The sequence below is a fragment of the Rhizobium aethiopicum genome (assembly GCF_900094625.1).
Taxonomy (GTDB): Bacteria; Pseudomonadota; Alphaproteobacteria; order Rhizobiales; family Rhizobiaceae; genus Rhizobium; species Rhizobium aethiopicum.
Genome location: NZ_FMAJ01000020.1, coordinates 1 through 20,118, shown reverse-complemented (window position 1 = coordinate 20,118; position 20,118 = coordinate 1). Strand labels below are relative to the sequence as shown.

Here is a 20,118-nt window from a genome sequence, read left to right as displayed (position 1 = left end):
AGGACGCGAATGTCTTAGCTACGTCGAAGGAGAAGTCGGATTGGGTGAAGGCTTCATCCCTGATCAACATGGCCGCTTCGACGTCCGGCTGCCTGACTACGTGTGGAGTGACCAAGCCCTTATCCATTTAGGGGGATTGCTACGATCCTATCACGATGCCGCATCGAGCTTTCCTTTGAATGGCCGCCACTGGCGTCTTGAACCCCGGAAGCCAATCGAGACGATCTGTCACAACGATTTGTCACCTTGGAATACCGTCTTCCGAGCTGGTCTCCCGGTGGCGTTTATCGACTGGGATGCTGCCGCACCTGGACCTCGCTCCTGGGACCTTGGCTTTATAGCGTGGCGCTGGGTGCCGTTCTGGCGTGACGAGAAATGCGAAGCGCATGGGTTACCGAAAGGCGTTCCGGAGAAAGCACGGCGCTTCCAGTTGCTCGTGGAGGCCTATGGAAAAAACCCAGAGATTGAGATCATGAAAGCGGCAATCGAACGGGTCCGGCAGATGCTGCAACACATGCGCGATCTCGCTACTTCCGGCTCCGCGTGGGAGATGGAGTTGGATCAACGTGGCGTACTTGATGAAGGAGCGCTGGAAGTGGCTTGGATGGAAGAATATGCACGGGAGTTGGTGCTGCCGCCTGGCGCGACATCATAGCATTGGGATCACAAGCGTGAGCAAGCCGATACCGGCAAGGTGTGAACGGCACACCGGTTACCGATCTTCGATCGCGCTTCCAGACCATAGGTCGTCCACTCTGAGCCTGACGAGGTCGCATGCACGAAGTTTGCTATCGATTGCGAGGTTGAACAGGGCCAGCTCGCGTGTTGCGCCGCTCATCCCAAGGCGCACTCGAATTGACCAAACATTCTTCGGCTGCAGCGGTCTCTTTTGACCTATCAGAACGCCCTTGTTCCACGGACGGCGGGTACGCAAGACATCGGACTCCATGACGGTTCCTCCGCCACACCTCCTACCACGTCGCTCCTCATAAGCGGCGCGATGATACTACAATAGGCGGTTCGTGGCCCATTCCTGCCGAGCTTTGCTTCAGCGGCGATCGCAGAAGTTCCGTTCACCTCAACTTCAAGACGCGCCACCGATCTCAGTAGGAGCCGCAGGACATCTTTCGCTGAGCAGTGGTCACAGAAAAAATGGCCTAGAATGCGAAACGCGGGTGGCCGCTGTCGTGGTCGTCGCCGACGTGGTGGGTAGCGCCGCCCACAGCACAAGACGAAGCGTCGCCATCGCCGAAGTAAAATCTGTTTGGGACACCGAGGACGCACCGTACCACGACCCGGTCGTGACCAGCAACCGATGAGCAGTCCAGGAGTGATCTACGTTTCGACACCCGCATGAGCGACGGAGGTCTGCTGCTTCAGAAATTCCACCATGCCGCGCGCAATTTCTCGCTCGCCCATGATTACGACGTCGGCACCGAACTTTTTCAAGTGTTCGATTTCGTCATCGGAATGCGCCCTGGCAATAATGCAGATCGAGGGGTTCGCGGACCTTGCCTGTTCGGTGACCTGTCCGGCTTCGAAGGCGTCGGGTATGGCGATCACAATGGTCGTGGCTCCACCGAGGTTAGTAAGGGCGAGAATATCAGTCGACACAGCATTCCCAACAATCACCTCGGCACCTTCTTGCTTGAGTGTTTCGACACGCTTTTCGGAGTCTTCGATGACGAGGAGGGGCGTGCCGGCATTGCGGACTGCTTTCGTGACGATGCTACCAACTCGGCCATGACCAACCACTATTGTGTGGCCGGTGAGTGTCGTGGGCACCTGAACTGGGGGCTCGTCCGCCTCCGCGGCAGCTCCAGATTCGCTGGTGGCGGTGGTCGCTTCGTCGCGCGTCAGCCGTGCCTCGAGCCAAGGCCGTGCCCGGTCGCAAAGCCAGAACACGAGCGGGTTCAGAATGATCGAGATGATCGCGCCCGCGAGGATGAGGTCACGCCCCTCCTTGGGCATCAGACCAAGGCCGACGCCGAGTTCGGCTAGGATGAAGGAGAATTCGCCGATCTGGGCAAGGCTCGCGGAAATCGTCAGTGCCGTGCCTGCCGACTTGCGGAAAAAAATGACAATTAGGAAGGCTCCGATCGACTTGCCGAGCACGATGATCGCCACCGCAGTAACGACGGGCAGCGGGTCACGCAAGATGCTTACGGGGTCGAACAGCATGCCGACCGACACGAAGAACAGAACCGCAAAGGCATCGCGCAGTGGTAGACTCTCCTGGGCGGCACGATGGCTGAGCGGGCTTTCGGAGAGGATCATCCCCGCGAAGAAGGCACCGAGCGCCAGAGATACGCCGAACAGCTTAGCCGCGCCAAAGGCGACACCGAGCGCGATGGCAAGAACACCGAGACGGAAGAGTTCGCGCGAGCCAGTATGGGCGATGTGGTGCAAAATCCAGGGGATCAGCTTGCGGCCGAAGATGAGCATGAAACCGATGAAACCGGCAACCTTGAGCAGCGTCATCGCGATCATGCCTGATAGGCCGAGATCGAAACCGAGCACATGTGAGAGTTGCAAGACTATCGGGTCGGCATGGGCCTGTTCGCCAGCGGTTACTCCGGCCACGGCCGGAATGAGAACGAGCGCCATCACCATTGCGAGGTCTTCAACGATCAGCCAGCCAACCGCGATCTTGCCCTTTTCGGTATCGACGATGCGTCGTTCCTGCAGCGCTTTGAGCAGCACGACCGTCGAGGCCACGGAAAGCGCAAGACCGAAGACGAGACTACCGCCATGGCTCCAGCCCATCATCTGGCCAAAGCCCCAGCCCAGCGCGGTCGCCAGAGCAATCTGCACGATCGCGCCGGGCACCGCGATGAACCGGACGGACAACAGGTCCTTGAGCGAAAAATGCAGCCCGACGCCGAACATCAAAAGAATGACGCCAATTTCGGCGAGTTCAAGTGCCAGGCTCTGATCGGCCACGTAGCCGGGTGTATAGGGGCCGACGAGGATGCCCGCAATCAGGTAACCGACAAGCGGTGGAAGTTTGAAACGATTGGCAATCGTGCCGAACAGAAAGGCAAGGACGAAACCCGCAACGAGCGTTGTGATCAGTGGGGTTTCGTGCATACGCCACTCCGTCTCTGGAAATCGATGAATGAAAATGCCATATGTGGCTTATATTGACCAATATGGTTGAGGTTTGATGATGGTTCAAGGACGAGATACGAATTTGTCGCCAGCTCTCTGCCGCGCTGCGCGTGGGCTTCTCGATTGGACACAGAGTGACCTTGCCAAGTACGCTCAGGTCTCGCGCAGCACCGTACGTGACTTCGAGGGAAGCCGTCATGACATCCACCGCGCGACCGGAGCTCAGCTGCGCCGCGCCTTCGAGGAGCATTCAGTTGCTTTTGTGATAATCGACGGCATCGGTCCTGCCGTATGCCAGAGGCAGGACCAACTGGCGAGAGCTACATGATCCGTTAAAGTCGTTTGAATTTTTCTGCATGACTCCCGATCCAAAGTCGCAAGCTTGCCGCCCATGGTTCCAGTTGCCAGGATGTTAAAGCGCCTACGGTTGTGTGTTCCAAACCTGTTTACTGGAGCCGCCAATCCGCTCCCGACCCCAAGTCAGATAACCCCTCACTTGTGGCCCTGCGTAGATGCTTGCCCACTTAGCGAGTACCGACGGGTTTCAGGCAGTGAACGATATCCATCGCTTTAAGGAGCGAGGGCTCACAGCGCGCATTCCTGCCATCGGTCAGAGCGGTAGTGTTCGGAACGGCCCGACGCGCTTGGTCAATGTGCGAGGAAAACACCGCTTACTCTGCATCGTTCACCGATCCAAATCTCACCCGACCGTCTGCCATGCTCTTCACTCCTGATAGACGAAGCCGACAGGTAGGAGACACCGTGCATGATAGCAAATGGCACGCAAAGCTGCCGTTCATGTCATACCCCGCAGTTCTCAAACTTCCAGAAGCATCATCGCCGAGATGTGAGCAGAACGCGGCGGACAAGACGGAGAAGAGGATGAGGCAGGCGAAACTTCCGGAAGAAGCTCCAAGCGTATTCAAGCCGCCCGTCATTTTCCCTTTGTGAAACGAGCACGCGCCGTAATCGGCGAAGCTATGGCCATCGGAGATGACAATGAAGTCTGCCGAACTGTCTAAAGGGACGTACAGTGGGAAGATTTATATGATACCCGCACTCAGTGTTTGTGATTTCGAATGATCCATGCGGCACTCTTAGCCCGCCAAGCGATACCCCAGGCGGGAGTTGAGTCACTGGAATTAGGACGTACTCCCGCCTCAATGGCTTCGTTGGCGGCATTGAGAATGGCGAAGTCGCGGATAAGGTCCACGAACCCAAGCCGTGCGGCTTTGGGCAAATGGTAGCCGTCTAATAACAACTTTACCTGCTTGGCTCTTGAGCGGGCGGACCCCAGCCCTTGTATTTCGGCTATGTCGTCGTCAAACAACTGAGCATTGAGCCAACACGCTTGAGCAAGTTCGACCATAGGATCGACGGGACCGGCCTCCTCCCAATCGATCAACGCGACGGGCCGCCGCTCCCGGTGAATGATATTCCAGGGACCTGTATCGCAGTGGCCGACGACGCTAGGCGTTCCAATCCTACGTCCAAACCAAGGACTCCAGGCGCGTCTCTCAAAACCGGAAAACGACTTCGATGCCTCGTGCAATTTCAGGAGCATTTCGCCCAAAACTGGCAAAGCGCTGTCATCCCAAGGTTTCGGGTGAATGCTCTCGCCTTCGACATAGGTGAGCATCTCCCGCCCACGCACATCGAAACCATTCCCGATGATACGAGGAGCATGTTCGAAACCTCTTTCGTGCAGATGGATCAACAGAGCTATCGTGCTGCGTGACCATGGCCGGGCTTGGCGAAAGACCGCGTCACCGACCCTCGTAACGACTGATCGTCCGCCGATTAAGGGAACCTCGTGTGCGGCTTCTTCTGACATGGGACAATCATCCCAACACAGAAGACCGAATTCAAGATAGAATTCGGCCGGATAACGTGGGGACACAACACCGCTGATGTCCGTTGTCAATGCTTTGGGCGCGAGAAACCGACCGTCCAAACGAACGCTGTTCATGATGATGATCGCGTATGGGTGGAGGCGGAACTGAAGGACGTCGGTGATCAAGCTCTGATGCGCGGGTTGGCTACCGCATTCCCGATTGTGCGTCCGGGGCTGTTCCGATCTTACTACGGGCGTCGGTCAATTGCCGGCCACAAAGCGTCTGACGGGTGTTCCCCTGCCGTTGTCCCGCCTCCGCCCATGCGCGAGGTGCAAGTTCGCTTCGGCGACTTATGATTTGATCGCCTGCGCCTCCCTTGCAACAGCCCACATGAAGCCGGTCAGCTCGCGGGCAATGGCGGTGCAAACCACTGTCGTTCGCTTTCCCCGAGTGGCGAGCATTCGATATCGAGATGTCAGCCGGCTCTGAGCCTTCCATGCAATTTCTCGAACTTTCGATGGGGCTTGCTCCATGAGGTAGAGCTTTCTCGTGCCGACCTTCGGCGGATGCCGATAAGTCCAGGCGCTCTCGACCAGCATGTGCCGAACCCGACCGTTGCCGGCCTTGGTGATCCCACCCCGTCTGACCGTCGCACCCGTTGATCGCTCAACAGGGACCAGGCCGAGATAGCCCATCAGTTGGCGAGGGCTCTCAAATCGGCTCACGTCGCCGACCTCCGTGGCGAATGTCACGGCGACGATCAGATCGACCCCTCGCAGGGTCTGCAGCGCTCGAATGACCGGCGCCAGCGACCAGGTTGGGACGAACTCCTCGATAACCTTCTCCAGTCGTTCGACGCGCTCTTTCGAGACGCGCACCGCCTCGACCATTTCCTGCAACGCAATCTGATGCGCGGGATGATCGAACTGTTGCTCCTGCAGCCAGCGCAGGTATCGCATCGTCCAGCCCTTCTTGCGTGGATAGATGCGACTGTGTTTGAGCATAAAGGCACTGATCTGTTGTCGGTGAACCCGCAATGTCTCGACAGCAGCAGCTCGAGCGCGAACGAGGTCGCGCATCGCCTCATGGCCCTCATCAGGAACCCACACTGCCGTGAGCTCGCCGGCCCTCAATAGCCGGGCGAGCGCGAGGGCATCTCGACGATTGGTTTTTACTCTGTCGCCTGGCTTCCTGGGGATCAGTGATGGAGCGACCACCACACATTCATGGCCAAGCGATCGGATAAGCCGATGTAGGCCGTATCCGGTCGGACCCGCCTCGTAGCAGAAATGAACTCGGTCAAACTTTGCTGCTATCCGCTGGATGATGCGGCGCATGCTTGCATCCGATGCATCAACCTCACCCCAAAAGCGGACCTCTCCCTCCCGGCTGGATTCAGCGACAGCAATCGCATTCTTTAATTTGGCGACATCGATTCCTATAAAAGCTTCTCTATAATCTGCCACGGCTCGTCCTCCTGTGATGAGGATCGGCTCGGCCTATCCGAGCAACCCTCGGAAGACCAGTGTAGGGCGAGCCACCTCAGGCACGAAGACGGACATACGGTCTTACTGAGTAGCCAAGCTCGAAGAAGTCGAGTTTGCCGAAATCTATGTATCAATCCCCCGGGGACATTGAATGAAAATCGCTACGAAGCTTACGGCAGACCTTAGCCGCCGCGCCTAGATATCTCGATTATGGTTCAAACCCATAGAATCATGCAGGACTGTGATCGTCGAATGAATTTTTCAGCAGCCTATTAATGTGCGACTTGGGAAGCTGCTGACATCAATTCTTCGGCACTCGGGGCCAGGCATATATTTTGGCCTTCCTCTTCGGCTTCTGTGAAACTCCAGCGCACAGTGCCTTCCCGATCGAGCAGGAACTCGCCGATAAGCGGCATGTGACCGGCGATCATAACCTGCCGGTCGGCCGCCGTAATTTCATACCAGTCCTTTTTCTCAAGAAAGTCCCCCGCCGCAGCCGGGTTCATCGGCACGGGCAACTCCCCCGGCAGATTGATCCGCATTGCCATGACCGCGTCCATTCCGAGCTTGTGCGGCCATTCGGTTTCATTCTCCGTGAACTCGAGGATGGGTAGACCAAAGGCGCGATGCGAAGCCCCTTCCGGGTCGGATGCGCTAAGAAGGTCGGGTAGCGGATGGTAACGGAAGTAGAGCCGCGCCCGCTCGACCGGCGTCTTGACCACGGCGAGACATTCGATGCCTTTCTCCTTCAGGGCCGGGTTGAGTTGCGCCATCGCCGAGACATGACGCCGGCAGAACGGACAGTGCAGGCCTCGAAACAAACCGATCAGTAACGGGCTGCGGCCTCGAAAATCATCGAGCGCGATCTTGCCTTCGCGCGAGATCGCGTCGAATACAACATTCGGTGCCCGGTCGCCCGGCTGCAGCGGGCGGTCGACACTACTCGTGGACATGAACAACCTCCTCGTCCCGGATCAGTAAAAAAGGCAGCACACCCAGCGCTCCGGGGGTCGAGCCCGTGCTGGGCGCAAACTCCCTGCGCCGGGGCAAAGTAGCGTACGGCCTCTGCCGTATTGCCGACGTCGAGATTGAGCCTTGCAGGCCCATCATAGCACGGAAAAAGCATCTGCGGGCGAACATTGGTCGCCATTGGCAGGAGCGCTGCGCGGGAGCGCGCCACATCATCGATTGCATGGGCAATCATTTCGAAGGGTAGATTGAGCTGCAGGAGCAGCGTGAGTGATTAATGTTCGCAAGGTGGATAGAGCGTGATAGTTTTACGCAGGGAGTGAAGGGGTTTCACAGCTGGTTATTAATGTGGTGATGCAATTTCGCGAGGACATGAATGGGTGAATGGCCTACGCAAAGTTGACCGATTCACGGACGGCCGCTGCCTGAACGCGGTCAACCGGCTGGCTCGCAGCGATCATGTCGCGCTACGACCTGATCTTATGCCGGCGCATTAGAGCCAGAGCAGGGCTGATCATGACTTTCGCATCGTGGTTCTGAAGGAGCTTTATCCGCCGATGGCAGATCGTGGGTCCAAGGTTATCGCGCCCAGGGATTTATCACTTTCAACCCAGCGGCCTCGAACGGGCTTGTGTCGCGAGTTGCGACTGCGAGGCCGTTCGCTGCTGCTGTGGCGGCAATGTAGCTATCGGCCGCACTGATCGATTTCCCAGATACTCGAGCGCGTGCCATCAGTTCCGAGTAAAACTGTGAAGTCACCAAGTCAAAGGGGAGGATGCGCTCGGAAAAGTGAGGCAGCACTTCGCCCTCAAGGCGGTCGCGAAGGATAGTCTGCCGTTTCCCTGAGGGCATGGCAGCGATCCCGAAGCGAAGTTCAGCAATGGTTATTGCGGAAAGGAACAGCGTCTCGATCACCTGGGCGTCCAACCAGGCGACCACTGCCTCGTAAGGAACCGGTTTCCACGGCTCGGATATAACGTTCGTGTCAAGCAAGATCATTCGAAGGTCATCGGTGCAACTGGCGTCTTGTCGCGATTCTTCTGTAGGCCTTCAACGTCGCTGTCTGAAATCTCAGCGTCCCGACCAATAGACGCCAGCAAAGAGCCAAGCTTAACACGCTCAGAGGGACGAACGGCGGCCTCAATAATGTCGCGGATCTCGGCCTCGGTGCTTCGGCCATGATGAGCCGCTCGCACCCGCAGAGCACGATGTGTTTCGGCAGAAAGATTCCGAATGGTCACCGCCGGCATTGATATCACCTCTGTAGAAACAATGGCTTTGATATCAAAATACGTAGTATGATACCAAAATTCAAGTGCTTCAGTGCAACTGACGTGCCGCCTCTCCGCACTGTACGTGTGGTCGCCGACATGAGGTTCATCTCAGAGGAAGAAGTTTGATGTCAGCCATCCAGAACGCTTCTGATACGATCGGCAAGATCTTTCAGCGAAAATGGCTTCTGCAAAAGGTGGACCCCCTTGTCGAGGCGGCCGTGGTGGACGATCGCATTTCGTGAGTAGCCGGTCGTAAACAAAGCTTTCACGGAAGGCTGGACCTCCCGTGCCTTCGTTATGACATCCGCGCCGCTCATGCCGCCTGGTAAGACGACGTCAGTGAAAATTAGATCAACGGGTTCGTTGGCCGTCAGGACCCGCAGAGCCGTTAGGCCGTCCCTGGCTTCCAAGACGCGATAGCCTAGCTCCTTCAACGACTCCACGGAATAGGCCAGGACATCTGGGTCGTCTTCGACGACGAGAATGATTTCGCCAACAGCTGCCTCGGGCGGTGGAAGGCGATCAATGGTCTCCTCATCGACTTGCTCCGATAGCAGCCTCGGCAGGTAAATCTTTACGGTGGTCCCTTCACCGAGCTCTGAGTAGATGTTCACATGTCCCTTTGATTGTTTGGCGAAGCCATAAACTTGGCTCAGCCCAAGGCCAGTCCCTTTCCCCTGATCCTTTGTCGTGAAGAATGGCTCGAAAGCACGCGCTACAGTCTCTGCGTCCATTCCCGATCCGGTGTCTGAGATCGATATCGCAACATACTGACCTGGCCTCACTTCCGCATGGTTTGCGGAATAGGCCTCGTCCAAATGTGCGTTGAAGGTTTCGATCGTCAGCCTGCCACCATCGGCCATCGCGTCCCGCGCATTGATGGCGAGATTTAGGAGCGCGCTTTCCAGCGCGTTCGGATCCGCTTCCGTCCTCCAGAGGCCGCCGGCAAGGACGATTTCGACCTGGTAGATTTCTCCCAGCGTTCGATGCAGAAGGTCCGACATTCCCCGAATGAGGGTATTGGCGTCGACCGGTTTCGGGTCGAGCGGCTGACGCCTTGCGAAGGCAAGGAGCCTCTGTGTCAGCGACGCCGCCCTTTCGGCACCGTTCATCGCCTGAGAGGCGGCTCGGCGGAGACGGCCCGCGTCAGCAGGCAGATTTCGCAACAGCGTGTCGAGATTGCCTACGATGATCTGCAGCAGGTTATTGAAGTCGTGAGCGACGCCGCCGGTCAGTTGACCAATTGCCTCCATCTTTTGAGCTTGCCGCAAAGCCTCGGCGTTGCGGCTGAGCTCATCCGTCTTCTGGTTTACGAGATCTTCCAGGTGAGCGTTCAACTCTCTTAATGCCTCTTCCGCCCGCCGTCGCTCCTGCAGTTCGCGTTGGGCGGCCTCGAAAAGGCGGGCGTTGTCGATGGCAACGGCGGCCTCGCCGGCAAGCACCATCAGCCCTCTCTCCGATTCCTCGCTGAACATGTCGCTAGCGGCGTGCCCGAAGAACAATCCCCCGATCACATCCCCGGTGCGGGACACGACGGGAACTGCCAGATAACTGCGCACGGGAAGATGCCCCTCCGGCATACCTGCATGAGGAGGATTGTTCCCGTAGCGCGGATCCTGCGTAATATCGGCCGAACGCACGATCCCTTCACCGCTGAACGTCGCGTTGAAGACGGCGGTGTTGCGAGGCATCGGAAACTGAGAGAACGTTTCCGGTGGCACGCCCGAAAGCGAATAGAGCATATAGCTCTCCCCCGCTTGATCGGCGACGTTGTAAAAAAATGCGCCAAATTGTGCCCCAGTCAGTTCGACGCCTGAATCCGTCACTGCCTGAACGAGCCGTTCAAGATTACTCTCTCGCGACAGGATGGCTCCCGCACGGTTGAGAACCTCGAGTGCGCGGGTACGCTCACGCAGTGCTGACTCTGTCCGTCGCTGTTTCGTGCGGTCTCTCAGTATTTTCACGAAGCCGCTCAGGCTTTGCCCGTCGGCGAGAAGCGGCGTGGTCTCGCCGACCGCCCAGATCTTGCTGCCATCCTTGCGATATCGCCATCCCTCGCCGCCGCCCTTGCCGCTAGCCTTCGCATCAGCAAGTTCGGCCGCAAGCAATCCTGCTGCGTCCCTATCTGGTGGAAAGATCTCGAGCAGGGTTTTTCCCAGCATCTCATCTTCAGTCCAGCCCAGGAGATTGCTGGCCCCCTTGCTCCAGCCGATAACAACACCGTTGGGATCAAGGATGACGATGCCGGTGTCCACCGCACTGTCGAGGATCTGCTGGAGCCGCTCGGCGGGCAGGTACGTGGATGAGCTCATGTTCTACCACTGGGAGTAAGAATGCGGATTGTTTGCACTGAACCTATCACAAGCGCTTAAGAGGAAAAGGCTCTGGTGCTTGATCTTAATGATCGAGGCTCGACTCCCTTGTCCCGCAGAACGTGGCAATCCGCCCAAAAACCTCGGGCGGCTTGGTTGCGTCCTCACAGCCCGGAGCATGCAGCAGATGAATTTGATGAAACATCCTCTCGTCGTCACGCCAAGCTCGTCGCATCTACGCCCGCCGGCCCGCTCCTCTTATTTTAGCTGGTCTCTCATCAGCGCACGACCGCTCGTCCGATCAGCCGCTCTATTCCTCCTCCGGAACGCCGCAGCAATCGCCTGCGACATCCAGGACTATCTGTCTGCTCAAAATTCGGACGTTGCCTCGCGTCAATCTGATTGCAATCGAGGATATGTAGCTGATCGGCAACGCCAGAGCACCGGACCTCAAGCATTAATGCCAAGAAATCGTGAGGTAAGGGCATATCGCTCACGAGAAGGCGGTCATGACACATAAGCAACCATCGAGCCAAACGGTGGTGCATGTTGGAGCGGGCAGCAGCCAAGGCAGAATGAGCGAGCTGCAGCTCGCGACCACGTTGTGTCCCTTACTTGCAACGGCACAAATTCCGTTCGGTTATCTAGATGCCCCCTTTCATCGCGAATGTGATGGTCGTTGCAGAACCGCTTGCTAAACTGAGACTGTCTGTCTGGCGCTGCGCAACGACGACGAGCCGCTTCGCGACTGCCAGCGCCACGTCGCTGCCATGTGTCTCCCAATCAGTGGAAGCGCGAGATCAATAGGATCCGGCCACATAACCCGGAAAGGCCCCCTGGAAATATTGTCCGGGGGAGACACCAAAGGCCGTCCTGAACACCGCAATGAAGGCGCTGGGGCCCGAGTAGCCGAGCGAGAAGGCGATATCGCCAACGCTTCGGCCGGCGGCGAGCCACTCCACTGCTTTGAGAAGTTTCGCCTGCTGACGCCAGGCGCGGAAACTCATCCCTGTCTCAGACTGGAAATGGCGCTGAAAGCTGCGGGGGGACATGGCCGCGCGTGACGCAAGTTCATCGAGTGGCCAATCGGCACCCGGTTCGTTCCGGATGTCTGAAGCGATGTTCCGGAGGCGTTGGGATGCCGGCGAGGGAAGGGACAGCGGCGCGACTGGACTCGTCTCAAGCTGGTCGAGGATGACAGCGACGAGCCGTTCGGCACGGGCACTGCCGGCGTCCGCGCGAGGTATCTCCAGGAACGCCAGGATAAGTTCCCGCAGGAGCGTTGTCGTACCAATCACGGAGACCTGGGAGGGCAGGTTCACGACCGCGTCGGGGCGAAAGAAGAGGTAGCTGCGCTCCGTCTCCTGCAGGTATGTCACTTCATGGAGAAGAAGGGACGGCACGAATACGGCACGTTCTGGCGGAACGATGAAGTAGCCCCGCTCGGTCTCTAGCCTTAGCGAACCGCGCACGATCTGGAAAAGCTGCGCGCGGTGGTGCGCGTGGAACGAGTAGGTTCGCCCGGCGGGCTCCACCCCACCCTGAGCCACAGCTGTATGCGGATAATCTCCAAACCTGTCTTCCGGCAGGTGAACGTTGGTCAGGTTGTCCCGGGCGATCATGGCGTCTCACAGACATAATTTGACAGACTACCGATAACACGTCGGAGGGCATTTCACTAGATTTGATATCACCGCAGAACAACTTGGACGTAACTTATGACATACGAACTCCGGCAAACTGAAATCTCGGATCGCTTTGCGCCAGGCCTTCTGACGAAGCTCGCAACTTTGCGGATAGTAGCGCCCGTCGTCCTCCGCTGGTGGCAACGGCGCGAAACGGAACAGGCACTACAGTGGCTATCGGACCGCGATTTGGCAGACGTAGGCGTCGCGCGCCACGAGATCCGCGAACTGGCGCGATCGCAAGCGAAAATTGAGGTGACGTCCGTGAAGCTACGGGCAACGTGAGGCACTCCCGGTCCCCAAGCAACCGCATTATCAGAGAGGCGAGAAAGATGCACGACGACGGGTTTTTTGACGAGGCAGTGGCTGCAACCTACGATGACGCTGGTGAGATCTCGGCCCCGGAGGTCGTTGGTCCGGCGGTCGATCTTCTGGCCGAGTTCGCAGGAGGCGGGCGCGTCCTGGAGTTCGCGATCGGTACCGGCCGCCTGGCGCTTCCTCTCGCGCGGAAAGGGGTACAGGTGGAAGGTATCGAGCTTTCGAGAGCGATGGTGTCTCGCCTTCGCACCAAAGAAGGTGGCGCGGAAATTCCGGTGGTGATCGGCGACATGGCCACGACCCTCATAGAGAGGCGCTTTTCCCTCGTTTATCTCGCTTTCAACACGATCAACAACCTTACATCGCAGCGAGCCCAGGTCGCGTGCTTTATAAACGCAGCCAGACATCTGGAGCCTGGTGGGCACTTCCTAATCGAGGTTGGCGTGCCGCCTCTTCAGCGGCTTCCCCTCGGCGAGACGATCCTGGCGTTCGACCGCACCGAGACGCATTGGGGCGTCGACGAGTTCGACGTCGTAAACCAGAACTTCTCGTCCCACCACATCTGGATCCAGGACGGAAACTACAGGCACTTCTCGGTCCCATTTCGTTATGCATGGCCAGCGGAATTCGATCTTATGGCGCGGCTGGCCGGCCTAGAACTCAAAGGCCGATGGGGCGGATGGAAAAAGGAGCCGTTCACAAATCTTAGCGATCGTCATGTCTCCGTATGGCAGATCGCAGGTTCAGGGAGATAAACGCGCGGAAGGCCAATGGCGACCGACGTCAAGCAAGAATACGATCCTTCTTGGAGGACACGTTGGTGGACCTCACGCGGTTTGCAAGATCGACGACATCCACGAAGTCCCCCTGCTGCAATCCCTGCGGATTGGCGAGGTCCGGCCCCGGTTGGGCGGATCCCGCGCGGGGGACGGCTCGAAGATGAGCGCGCGCCGCCGACGAGGCGGAGACGGCCAATCGACTCGGGAGGACGCGGTAAAGAGAAAGCGATGTCTGGTTTACACCTGCCTCACTCCTCTTGGCAGTGCCAAGCAGTGCAATACGCGACGTTGACGGGAAAACTACGCTCTAATCGGTCATTTCGTCAGACCCATCAGCGCTGTTGAAATGCCAGCCTTACGCCCAAGGCACAGTAAATGCCGCCCATCACTTTGCCTTGCCATTTTGAAACGGTCGGGTGACGGCGCAGAAACGCTCCAAAGCCGCCCGCGCTGAAGGCGAAGACGATCGTGCTCAAGAAGCCAAGAAGCGAGAAGACTATACCCAGAATGCTTAACTGGAGAGGGACAGCCCCATTTTCGGGGCGGACAAATTGCGGAAGGAACGCCAGAAAGAACAACGCAGTCTTCGGGTTTAAAACCTCAGCCAGAACACCCTGCCGGAACGCTTGGGAAACCGTCAACGGAGGTTCGTTACGCCCTGGCACCGATGTGTCCTTCGCCAGGATCGCCTTTATGCCGAGATAGAACAGGTAGCCTGCGCCAATGAACTTGATCACCGTGAACAGGGTGGCGGACGCCGCAATGATTGCAGAGATTCCGACAACAGCGAAGGCCGTATGAATAATGTCACCCGCCGTGATGCCCGCTCCCGTAGCAAGCCCCACTCTTGTACCCGAGGTCGAAGCGCGGGCGACGGTGAGAAGTGTCGCTGGCCCTGGAATAAAAACAAAACCAAGGACAATTGCGCAATAGGTCAGCAACGTAGGCTGGTCAATCATTCCCATTCTCCTTGGCAACTTGCTGTCGTAGAAACCAAAACATCACAAGATTACAAGCACTAAACTTCCCGCCTTTGATCGTCCAGATGAGCGGAAGCGGGAGCCCGCCCATCTTTCGTAGACTTCTGAAATCTCCGATCTGGATTGAGCCGTCCACCATCGTTGTCTTTCTGAAACAAGTGCTGTAAGCACCGGCGAAAGCGCAAAATTACTTTGAATAGCCTGTTTCGCCCGTAGGTCGTTGTAGTTTCCAAAATGGATAGCATAAGATCCCGTCTTTGCAACTGGCAGGAGTCGTTGGTTCCAGCGTTAAACGCGAAACGCGATCCAACTTGTCGCTCCAACGTGTTACTCTGACCGTCGAAAACGTCCTTGGCACAACATGCTGCTCCATTGGCGCTTTCGATAGGCGGAGTGACCGATGAAACTCGATCGGATCGATGTAAAGATACTTTATGAATTGCAAAAGAATGGGCGTGTGACCAACGTTGAGCTGGCCGAGCTCGTCAATCTTTCGCCGAGCCCGTGCTTGATGCGAGTGAAAAAGCTGCAGTCCGAAGGTTACATCGAAGGTTATTCTGCACAGATCAATGTCGCCAAGCTCGGTCAGACGCTAACGGTTTTCACCGAGATTACCCTGAAGAACCACCGGCAAGTCGACTTCGCCCGTTTCCTCGCGACGGTCGAAAAGGTTGATCAGGTAATCGAATGCCATCTCGTCTCGGGCGGCTACGACTATCTCTTGAAATTCGTCACAGCCGGGATCGGCGAGTATCAGACGATCATGGAGCGGCTCTCCGATATGGAGATAGGTATCGACAAATATTTTAGCTTTGTCGTACTCAAATCGCCCATTGTCAAAGCGCATATGCCGTTAGCGAGCCTGTTTCCTCTGTAGCTTGGTTGGCGCTTTCACGCGACGGGATGTCTCCTTACCAATTAGCTAGGCGCAAATCCTCTATCACAGGCGAGCCGCGGCAGGGAGCCGCTGCGGCCCGAGGCGAAATAAGCAGTCGCATAGGGCTGTTCGCTGCCGGGCCGCCGCCTCGACAAGCCGTTCAGGACCGCAACCGGCATTGAGGCACCGCACGCCCGTAAAGCCATCGACGAGCTGCTTGCCGGAAAGATTGCTTACCGTCGCCCCTTTAGCGGGTGCGGCACACGCACGCCGAACTTATTTTGATTCTGATGCAGGCTACCGGATTTCATCATGCTGACAAAATGGAAGGATCGATGGACCGCGCGTGCCTTCGGTATGGCAGAGGCGATGCTGCCCCTGCTGGTGAAACACTGAGAGATCAAATCAACGCTTTCACGGACGATATCCGCAAACGGATGCAGAGGGCGCTATTGATGGTTGCCTTCAACGGACAAAGAAGCTCAAACCATCCTCGACAAACTTAAAGCGATCACTGTGGTAATGGCTCTCGAGCGGAGTGATCGCCGGCCACAACGCGATGCCAGACTGTAGTCGTTCTCACGGCAATGATGGAATCGCCGGAGATCGATCAAAACAGTATGTCCTTCGCGCGGTAATATGTGCCCACGATGGGGAGGAACCACGGATTTCCAGTATGCAACGGCACGGCGGGCCAACCGACACCCTCTAGCGGGTTGGCGTCTTTACGGCCCATGGCTAGATCCGCCAGCGCGCTACCCATGTAGGTTGACAACTGGGCTCCATGACCGGAATAGCCCATGCTGTAAAGCACGCCGTCGGCACTGCCCGCGCGAGGATAGCGGTCCTGGGTGCACCCGACGAGGCCGCCCCAGCAATAGTCGATCTCGACATCAGCTAGCTGCGGAAACATCCCCACCATTTGTTGGCGCAGAAGCTGGCCCGAGCTGACGTCGGTTTTCTGGTCGGACACAGCCGAAAACCTCGCCCTCCCCCCGAACAGCATGCGGTTGTCGGGCGTGAGGCGGAAATAGTTCGAGATGTTGAGGGAGTTGGTGAAGTTGCGGTTGCCTGGAACCGTTGCGGCGACCTCCTGCGGGGTGAGCCGGCGTGTTGCAATGATGAAGGAAGCGATTGGCATGAGCCTTCGGCGGAAGTAATTGAAGACGCCTGGCGTATAGGCGTCCGTCGCCAGGATGACCTGGCGGGCGGTGAGTGAGCCGGTCGGTGTGGTCAGCCGCCAACCGTTCGCCGCGCGCTCGCGGGCGGTGACCGGGTTCCGCTCCCAGATCGCCGCACCATGGCGGCAGGCCGCCTCCGCCACGCCGTTGGCGTAGCGTCCCATGTGCATCATCGCGGATTTCGGGTAGAGAATTCCACCATGGAAGGCATCCGATATCACTTCCTTGCGGAGGTCCTCGCGCGTCAGCCATTCGGCTGATGGGTCGACCTCGCGACGGATTTCTTCGGACATCGCCTGCAGCTTACCGACGTGAGAGGGCTTCGAAGCAAGTTTAAGCTTGCCGCCCCTGCGGAAGTCGCAGGCGATCTTTTCTTCCTCGATGATACGTTCGATCATGTCGATCGAGTCGTCATAGGCCCGCCACAAGCGGCGCGCCCGGTCTTCTCCGAGATGCTGCCTGGCGGCGCCGAAGCTAGCGAAATGACCGCTGTTCAGATGCCCGCCATTGCGGCCGGACGCGCCATACCCGACGTGCTCGGCTTCCAGCAGGGCAACCTTCATTCCGGATTGCGCCAATTTGCGCGCAGCATTCAGGCCCGTGAAGCCCGCACCGATTACCGCAACCTCGAAATCCCCAGAAACCGGGCCGGGGATGCCTCCTGCAAATGGACTCGAAGTATCATGCCAATAGGAAGCAAATTTCATCGCAGCAAGCCCTTATGCTCGTCCGATCGGAATGCATCGAGTATATGCCTGTTTGTGCCGGAGGAGTGCGGCACAAGTGAATGCGTTTCGCAATGATTGCCTGTATTGTAAGCCGCAAACGACAGGATATTCTGTTGATGCTCAATCTCCACAGTGACGCGCCGCTTTCGATCCCCGCCAGCGGTCACCCACGTGGACCTTGGGACGCCGATCCATCCCGACACCGTCGGCGTTCCTTGTTTTTTATCAATCTGAATGAACTCGAGTTGGAATCGCGGGCCATGGTTGTACTTCGACGCAATGGCGCTCGTCATGCTTCCGAGCCCGTTCAGACCTTCTCGTCTTACACAGGTCTTGTGCCGGGCCTTAGTTACCACTGAAAGTCCCGTTCTCCGGCATGGGCTGCTTCCAAAGCCAGGCTTCGGGCTTAAGCTGTTTCTGTCGGGTCACAATATGCCTTCGGGCTGATTTGGATGGTACCGTAGGGAGCGGCAAGTCGTTGCTGTTGAACGGCCCGCCCGATTTGGCTGAAAATTTCGAAAAATCGCTGCGAGTAGCCAAACCTGCCGCTCTCCGCATGCAAATATTGTAGTAAATTGCAGGTGACCCAAGGATCGGGGACGCCGCGGTGCCGCAGTTGAGTTGACGTAGACGATCGGGAGAACGGAGCGGAAAGCGAAAATGCAAAAATCGGTGCGCCTGAAATCGTTCGAATTAATCGCGCAGGATATCAATAGCGTTGACGTAAGCTTGCTTCATGCCCTGTCAACGGGCGTCGGCTGGCCGCACCGCCTCAAGGATTGGGAGTTCCTGCGCCGTGCCGGCCACGGTATCGTGGCCGTCGATGGAATTGGACGCGTCTTCGGAAGTGCAATGTGGTTTCCCCACGGAGACGATTTTGCCACCATCGGTCTGGTGATCACATCGCCCCGCACGCAGGCGGAGGGAAACGGCCGCTGGTTAATGCAACAAGTGTTCGAGCATTGCGGCGATCGCAAGCTGGCGCTGAACTCGACTATCGCTGCTCATAAGCTCTATGTGTCGCTCGGTTTCACAGCGGAAGCAACGGTCTACCAGTATCAGGGAGAGGTCGCTGCCGCGCTTCCCGCGCTGCCATCTTTGGACGGTGAATTGAGTGAACTGTCGCCTGATAAGATTGAGGAGATCTTCGCCTTGGACACGTTCGCCTTCGGCACGAACAGGGATCGACTACTTACACTCCTTTCAGAAGGCGCATCTATCTGTGTGCTCCGGCGTAACGGTGCAACGGTTGGGTATTCCATGTGCCGCGAGTTCGGGCGCGGTCACGTAGTAGGCCCTGTCGTCGCAAGCAATGATCGTGATGCGATCCATCTCGCGGCCGTGCATCTGAAAGATCTGGCTGGCCAATTCGCACGCGTCGATACGCGAGAGAAAGGACCGTTTGCCGACTTCCTTCAACAAAGCCGGCTGGCTATCTCCGAGACCGTTACGACCATGTCCAAAGGCCGCCCCTTCCTAAACCGAGAGGCGAACGAACCGGCGGTCTATGGCCTCGCGGGCCATGCCTTGAGCTAGAATTAGAGAGTCGCGCCGGAATTCCGAAGCTCTCAAGTTCGAGCACACGGGCGCCCCGCGGTCTTGCTGCACGAACTACGCAGATCGTAATGCGGCCCACCGGCGGCGCAGTGGCGAGACAACAAGCATTGCTATGATTGATCAATCGCAACTGACTTACACAATTCAGGCAACTTCCCCTTCCCCGCAGGATCAGCGGATGTAAGAGTTGCTGTCCTGGTGCATTTTCGTGGGCTCTTCCACATTCACAATATGGCTTCGCCTGACTGCCTGACTGCGAATCCACGGTGATGGCAAGATCGCCTTCCAAACCGCCCCCGGGTAACCGACGATACGGAAGAGTATTCACCTCGACGCCCGTAAATGGTTTCGACGTTGCAATAGAAATAGATGGCATCGACGACAACAGTCGCTGCCTTGACCAACGTGCTGCGATCGACCAGAACTCCGACGCGTTCAGTCGACAAGTTCTCTCACCCGTAAAGGGAAAGCACTTCGCCTCGGGAAGTCTTTATATCAGGCGGTCGCCTTGTTCTGCCGGTTGGCGATCAGGTCGTCGACGACGGCCGGATCGGCAAGCGTCGAGGTGTCGCCAAGCGCACCGAAATCGTCCTCGGCGATCTTGCGCAGGATGCGGCGCATGATCTTGCCGGAACGGGTTTTCGGCAGGCCCGGCGCGAACTGGATCTTGTCGGGCGCCGCGATCGGCCCGATTTCGGCGCGCACATGTTTCACCAGTTCCTGGCGAAGCGTGTCCGAACCATCGTGACCCGACATGAGCGTCACATAGCAGTAAATGCCCTGGCCCTTGATCGCATGCGGGTAGCCGACGACCGCAGCCTCCGAAACCAGATTGTGCGAGACGAGCGCCGATTCCACCTCCGCCGTGCCGAGCCGGTGGCCGGAGACGTTGAGCACGTCGTCGACGCGGCCGGTGATCCAGTAATAGCCATCCGCATCGCGCCGGCAGCCGTCGCCGGTGAAGTATTTCCCCTTGTAGGTGGAGAAATAGGTCTGGATGAAGCGCTCGTGGTCGCCATAGACGG

At 57.7% G+C, this 20,118-nt stretch carries 17 protein-coding genes and 2 pseudogenes; 6 read left to right on the top strand and 13 right to left on the bottom strand.

The genetic code is table 11. The features are described from left to right. The first annotated feature begins 40 nt into the window (after nt 1-40). The gene (locus tag GA0061105_RS27735) at nt 41-655 is read left to right on the top strand and encodes a phosphotransferase (RefSeq protein WP_245304436.1); all 615 of its coding nucleotides are present in this window, start codon (nt 41-43) and stop codon (nt 653-655) included. 680 nt (nt 656-1,335) lie between these two features. On the opposite strand, the gene ybaL is transcribed toward GA0061105_RS27735, so the two are convergent. Beyond that, nucleotides 1,336-3,090: a YbaL family putative K(+) efflux transporter gene (gene ybaL / locus GA0061105_RS27725; protein WP_092754020.1), complete on the bottom strand. Its 1,755-nt coding sequence runs from the start codon at nt 3,088-3,090 to the stop codon at nt 1,336-1,338. Nucleotides 3,091-3,166: 76 nt separating this feature from the next. Between ybaL and GA0061105_RS33835 the strand changes: the two genes are divergently transcribed. Then, on the top strand, nt 3,167-3,439 hold the full coding sequence (locus GA0061105_RS33835; protein ID WP_342587658.1) for a helix-turn-helix domain-containing protein: 273 nt from the start codon (nt 3,167-3,169) through the stop codon (nt 3,437-3,439). A 732-nt stretch (nt 3,440-4,171) separates the two neighbouring features. Here the strand turns inward: GA0061105_RS33835 and GA0061105_RS27715 are convergent. The 8 genes and pseudogenes from GA0061105_RS27715 to GA0061105_RS27680 form a co-directional block, all read right to left on the bottom strand. Further along, entirely contained in the window at nt 4,172-5,131 is a 960-nt protein-coding gene (locus tag GA0061105_RS27715; protein WP_245304435.1) for an aminoglycoside phosphotransferase family protein, read from the bottom strand. 165 nt (nt 5,132-5,296) lie between these two features. Continuing rightward, a complete protein-coding gene (locus GA0061105_RS27710; protein WP_092754018.1) occupies nt 5,297-6,412 on the bottom strand; it encodes an IS110 family RNA-guided transposase in 1,116 nt (371 codons plus the stop codon). A gap of 293 nt (nt 6,413-6,705) precedes the next feature. Next, a complete protein-coding gene (locus GA0061105_RS27705; protein ID WP_092754016.1) occupies nt 6,706-7,386 on the bottom strand; it encodes a peroxiredoxin-like family protein in 681 nt (226 codons plus the stop codon). A gap of 595 nt (nt 7,387-7,981) precedes the next feature. Further along, the gene (locus tag GA0061105_RS27700) at nt 7,982-8,401 is read right to left on the bottom strand and encodes a type II toxin-antitoxin system VapC family toxin (RefSeq protein WP_092754014.1); all 420 of its coding nucleotides are present in this window, start codon (nt 8,399-8,401) and stop codon (nt 7,982-7,984) included. Further along, nucleotides 8,398-8,652: a FitA-like ribbon-helix-helix domain-containing protein gene (locus GA0061105_RS27695; RefSeq protein WP_092754012.1), complete on the bottom strand. Its 255-nt coding sequence runs from the start codon at nt 8,650-8,652 to the stop codon at nt 8,398-8,400. Before GA0061105_RS27695 ends, GA0061105_RS27700 begins: the two co-directional genes overlap by 4 nt. A gap of 152 nt (nt 8,653-8,804) precedes the next feature. Further along, nucleotides 8,805-10,988 (bottom strand): ATP-binding protein, encoded by a 2,184-nt coding sequence (locus GA0061105_RS27690; protein ID WP_092754010.1) that lies wholly within the window; start codon nt 10,986-10,988, stop codon nt 8,805-8,807. Between the two features lie 235 nt (nt 10,989-11,223). Continuing rightward, nucleotides 11,224-11,581, bottom strand: a pseudogene (locus GA0061105_RS33590) (cyclic nucleotide-binding domain-containing protein); the annotation flags it as partial. Nucleotides 11,582-11,788: 207 nt separating this feature from the next. Next, nucleotides 11,789-12,610: a helix-turn-helix transcriptional regulator gene (locus tag GA0061105_RS27680; protein WP_092754008.1), complete on the bottom strand. Its 822-nt coding sequence runs from the start codon at nt 12,608-12,610 to the stop codon at nt 11,789-11,791. A gap of 96 nt (nt 12,611-12,706) precedes the next feature. Here GA0061105_RS27680 and GA0061105_RS33830 point away from each other — a divergent pair, with 96 nt between their 5' ends. After that, on the top strand, nt 12,707-12,958 hold the full coding sequence (locus GA0061105_RS33830; RefSeq protein WP_092754006.1) for a DUF1127 domain-containing protein: 252 nt from the start codon (nt 12,707-12,709) through the stop codon (nt 12,956-12,958). A 47-nt stretch (nt 12,959-13,005) separates the two neighbouring features. Then, nucleotides 13,006-13,746: a class I SAM-dependent methyltransferase gene (locus GA0061105_RS27670; protein WP_092754004.1), complete on the top strand. Its 741-nt coding sequence runs from the start codon at nt 13,006-13,008 to the stop codon at nt 13,744-13,746. A gap of 356 nt (nt 13,747-14,102) precedes the next feature. Here the strand turns inward: GA0061105_RS27670 and GA0061105_RS27665 are convergent, their stop codons facing one another. Beyond that, entirely contained in the window at nt 14,103-14,729 is a 627-nt protein-coding gene (locus tag GA0061105_RS27665) for a LysE family translocator (RefSeq protein WP_092754002.1), read from the bottom strand. Between the two features lie 421 nt (nt 14,730-15,150). Here GA0061105_RS27665 and GA0061105_RS27660 point away from each other — a divergent pair, with 421 nt between their 5' ends. Beyond that, a complete protein-coding gene (locus tag GA0061105_RS27660) occupies nt 15,151-15,627 on the top strand; it encodes an Lrp/AsnC family transcriptional regulator (RefSeq protein ID WP_092754000.1) in 477 nt (158 codons plus the stop codon). A 68-nt stretch (nt 15,628-15,695) separates the two neighbouring features. On the opposite strand, the pseudogene GA0061105_RS33585 reads toward GA0061105_RS27660, so the two are convergent. Then, nucleotides 15,696-15,941: pseudogene (locus GA0061105_RS33585) on the bottom strand (aspartate aminotransferase family protein); the annotation flags it as partial. A 296-nt stretch (nt 15,942-16,237) separates the two neighbouring features. Continuing rightward, nucleotides 16,238-17,515, bottom strand: coding sequence for an NAD(P)/FAD-dependent oxidoreductase (locus tag GA0061105_RS27655; protein ID WP_092753998.1), 1,278 nt, complete (start codon nt 17,513-17,515; stop codon nt 16,238-16,240). Between the two features lie 681 nt (nt 17,516-18,196). Between GA0061105_RS27655 and GA0061105_RS27645 the strand changes: the two genes are divergently transcribed. Further along, nucleotides 18,197-19,072 carry a GNAT family N-acetyltransferase gene (locus GA0061105_RS27645; RefSeq protein WP_092753994.1) on the top strand — a complete coding sequence of 292 codons (876 nt, stop codon included), beginning with the start codon at nt 18,197-18,199 and terminating at the stop codon, nt 19,070-19,072. 516 nt (nt 19,073-19,588) lie between these two features. Here GA0061105_RS27645 and GA0061105_RS27640 read toward each other — a convergent pair. Further along, the coding region (locus GA0061105_RS27640; protein WP_141130236.1) for an AMP-binding enzyme at nt 19,589-20,118 on the bottom strand (530 nt) is incomplete at its 5' end.

Excerpts from the sequence above, each read along its gene's own strand:
- ybaL (WP_092754020.1), bottom strand. The coding sequence starts at position 3,090 with ATGCACGAAACCCCACTGATCACAACGCTCGTTGCGGGTTTCGTCCTT.
- GA0061105_RS33835 (WP_342587658.1), top strand. The coding sequence starts at position 3,167 with ATGATGGTTCAAGGACGAGATACGAATTTGTCGCCAGCTCTCTGCCGC.
- GA0061105_RS27705 (WP_092754016.1), bottom strand. The coding sequence starts at position 7,386 with ATGTCCACGAGTAGTGTCGACCGCCCGCTGCAGCCGGGCGACCGGGCA.
- GA0061105_RS27700 (WP_092754014.1), bottom strand. The coding sequence starts at position 8,401 with ATGATCTTGCTTGACACGAACGTTATATCCGAGCCGTGGAAACCGGTT.
- GA0061105_RS27695 (WP_092754012.1), bottom strand. The coding sequence starts at position 8,652 with ATGCCGGCGGTGACCATTCGGAATCTTTCTGCCGAAACACATCGTGCT.
- GA0061105_RS27690 (WP_092754010.1), bottom strand. The coding sequence starts at position 10,988 with ATGAGCTCATCCACGTACCTGCCCGCCGAGCGGCTCCAGCAGATCCTC.
- GA0061105_RS27680 (WP_092754008.1), bottom strand. The coding sequence starts at position 12,610 with ATGATCGCCCGGGACAACCTGACCAACGTTCACCTGCCGGAAGACAGG.
- GA0061105_RS33830 (WP_092754006.1), top strand. The coding sequence starts at position 12,707 with ATGACATACGAACTCCGGCAAACTGAAATCTCGGATCGCTTTGCGCCA.
- GA0061105_RS27670 (WP_092754004.1), top strand. The coding sequence starts at position 13,006 with ATGCACGACGACGGGTTTTTTGACGAGGCAGTGGCTGCAACCTACGAT.
- GA0061105_RS27665 (WP_092754002.1), bottom strand. The coding sequence starts at position 14,729 with ATGATTGACCAGCCTACGTTGCTGACCTATTGCGCAATTGTCCTTGGT.
- GA0061105_RS27660 (WP_092754000.1), top strand. The coding sequence starts at position 15,151 with ATGAAACTCGATCGGATCGATGTAAAGATACTTTATGAATTGCAAAAG.
- GA0061105_RS27655 (WP_092753998.1), bottom strand. The coding sequence starts at position 17,515 with ATGAAATTTGCTTCCTATTGGCATGATACTTCGAGTCCATTTGCAGGA.
- GA0061105_RS27645 (WP_092753994.1), top strand. The coding sequence starts at position 18,197 with ATGCAAAAATCGGTGCGCCTGAAATCGTTCGAATTAATCGCGCAGGAT.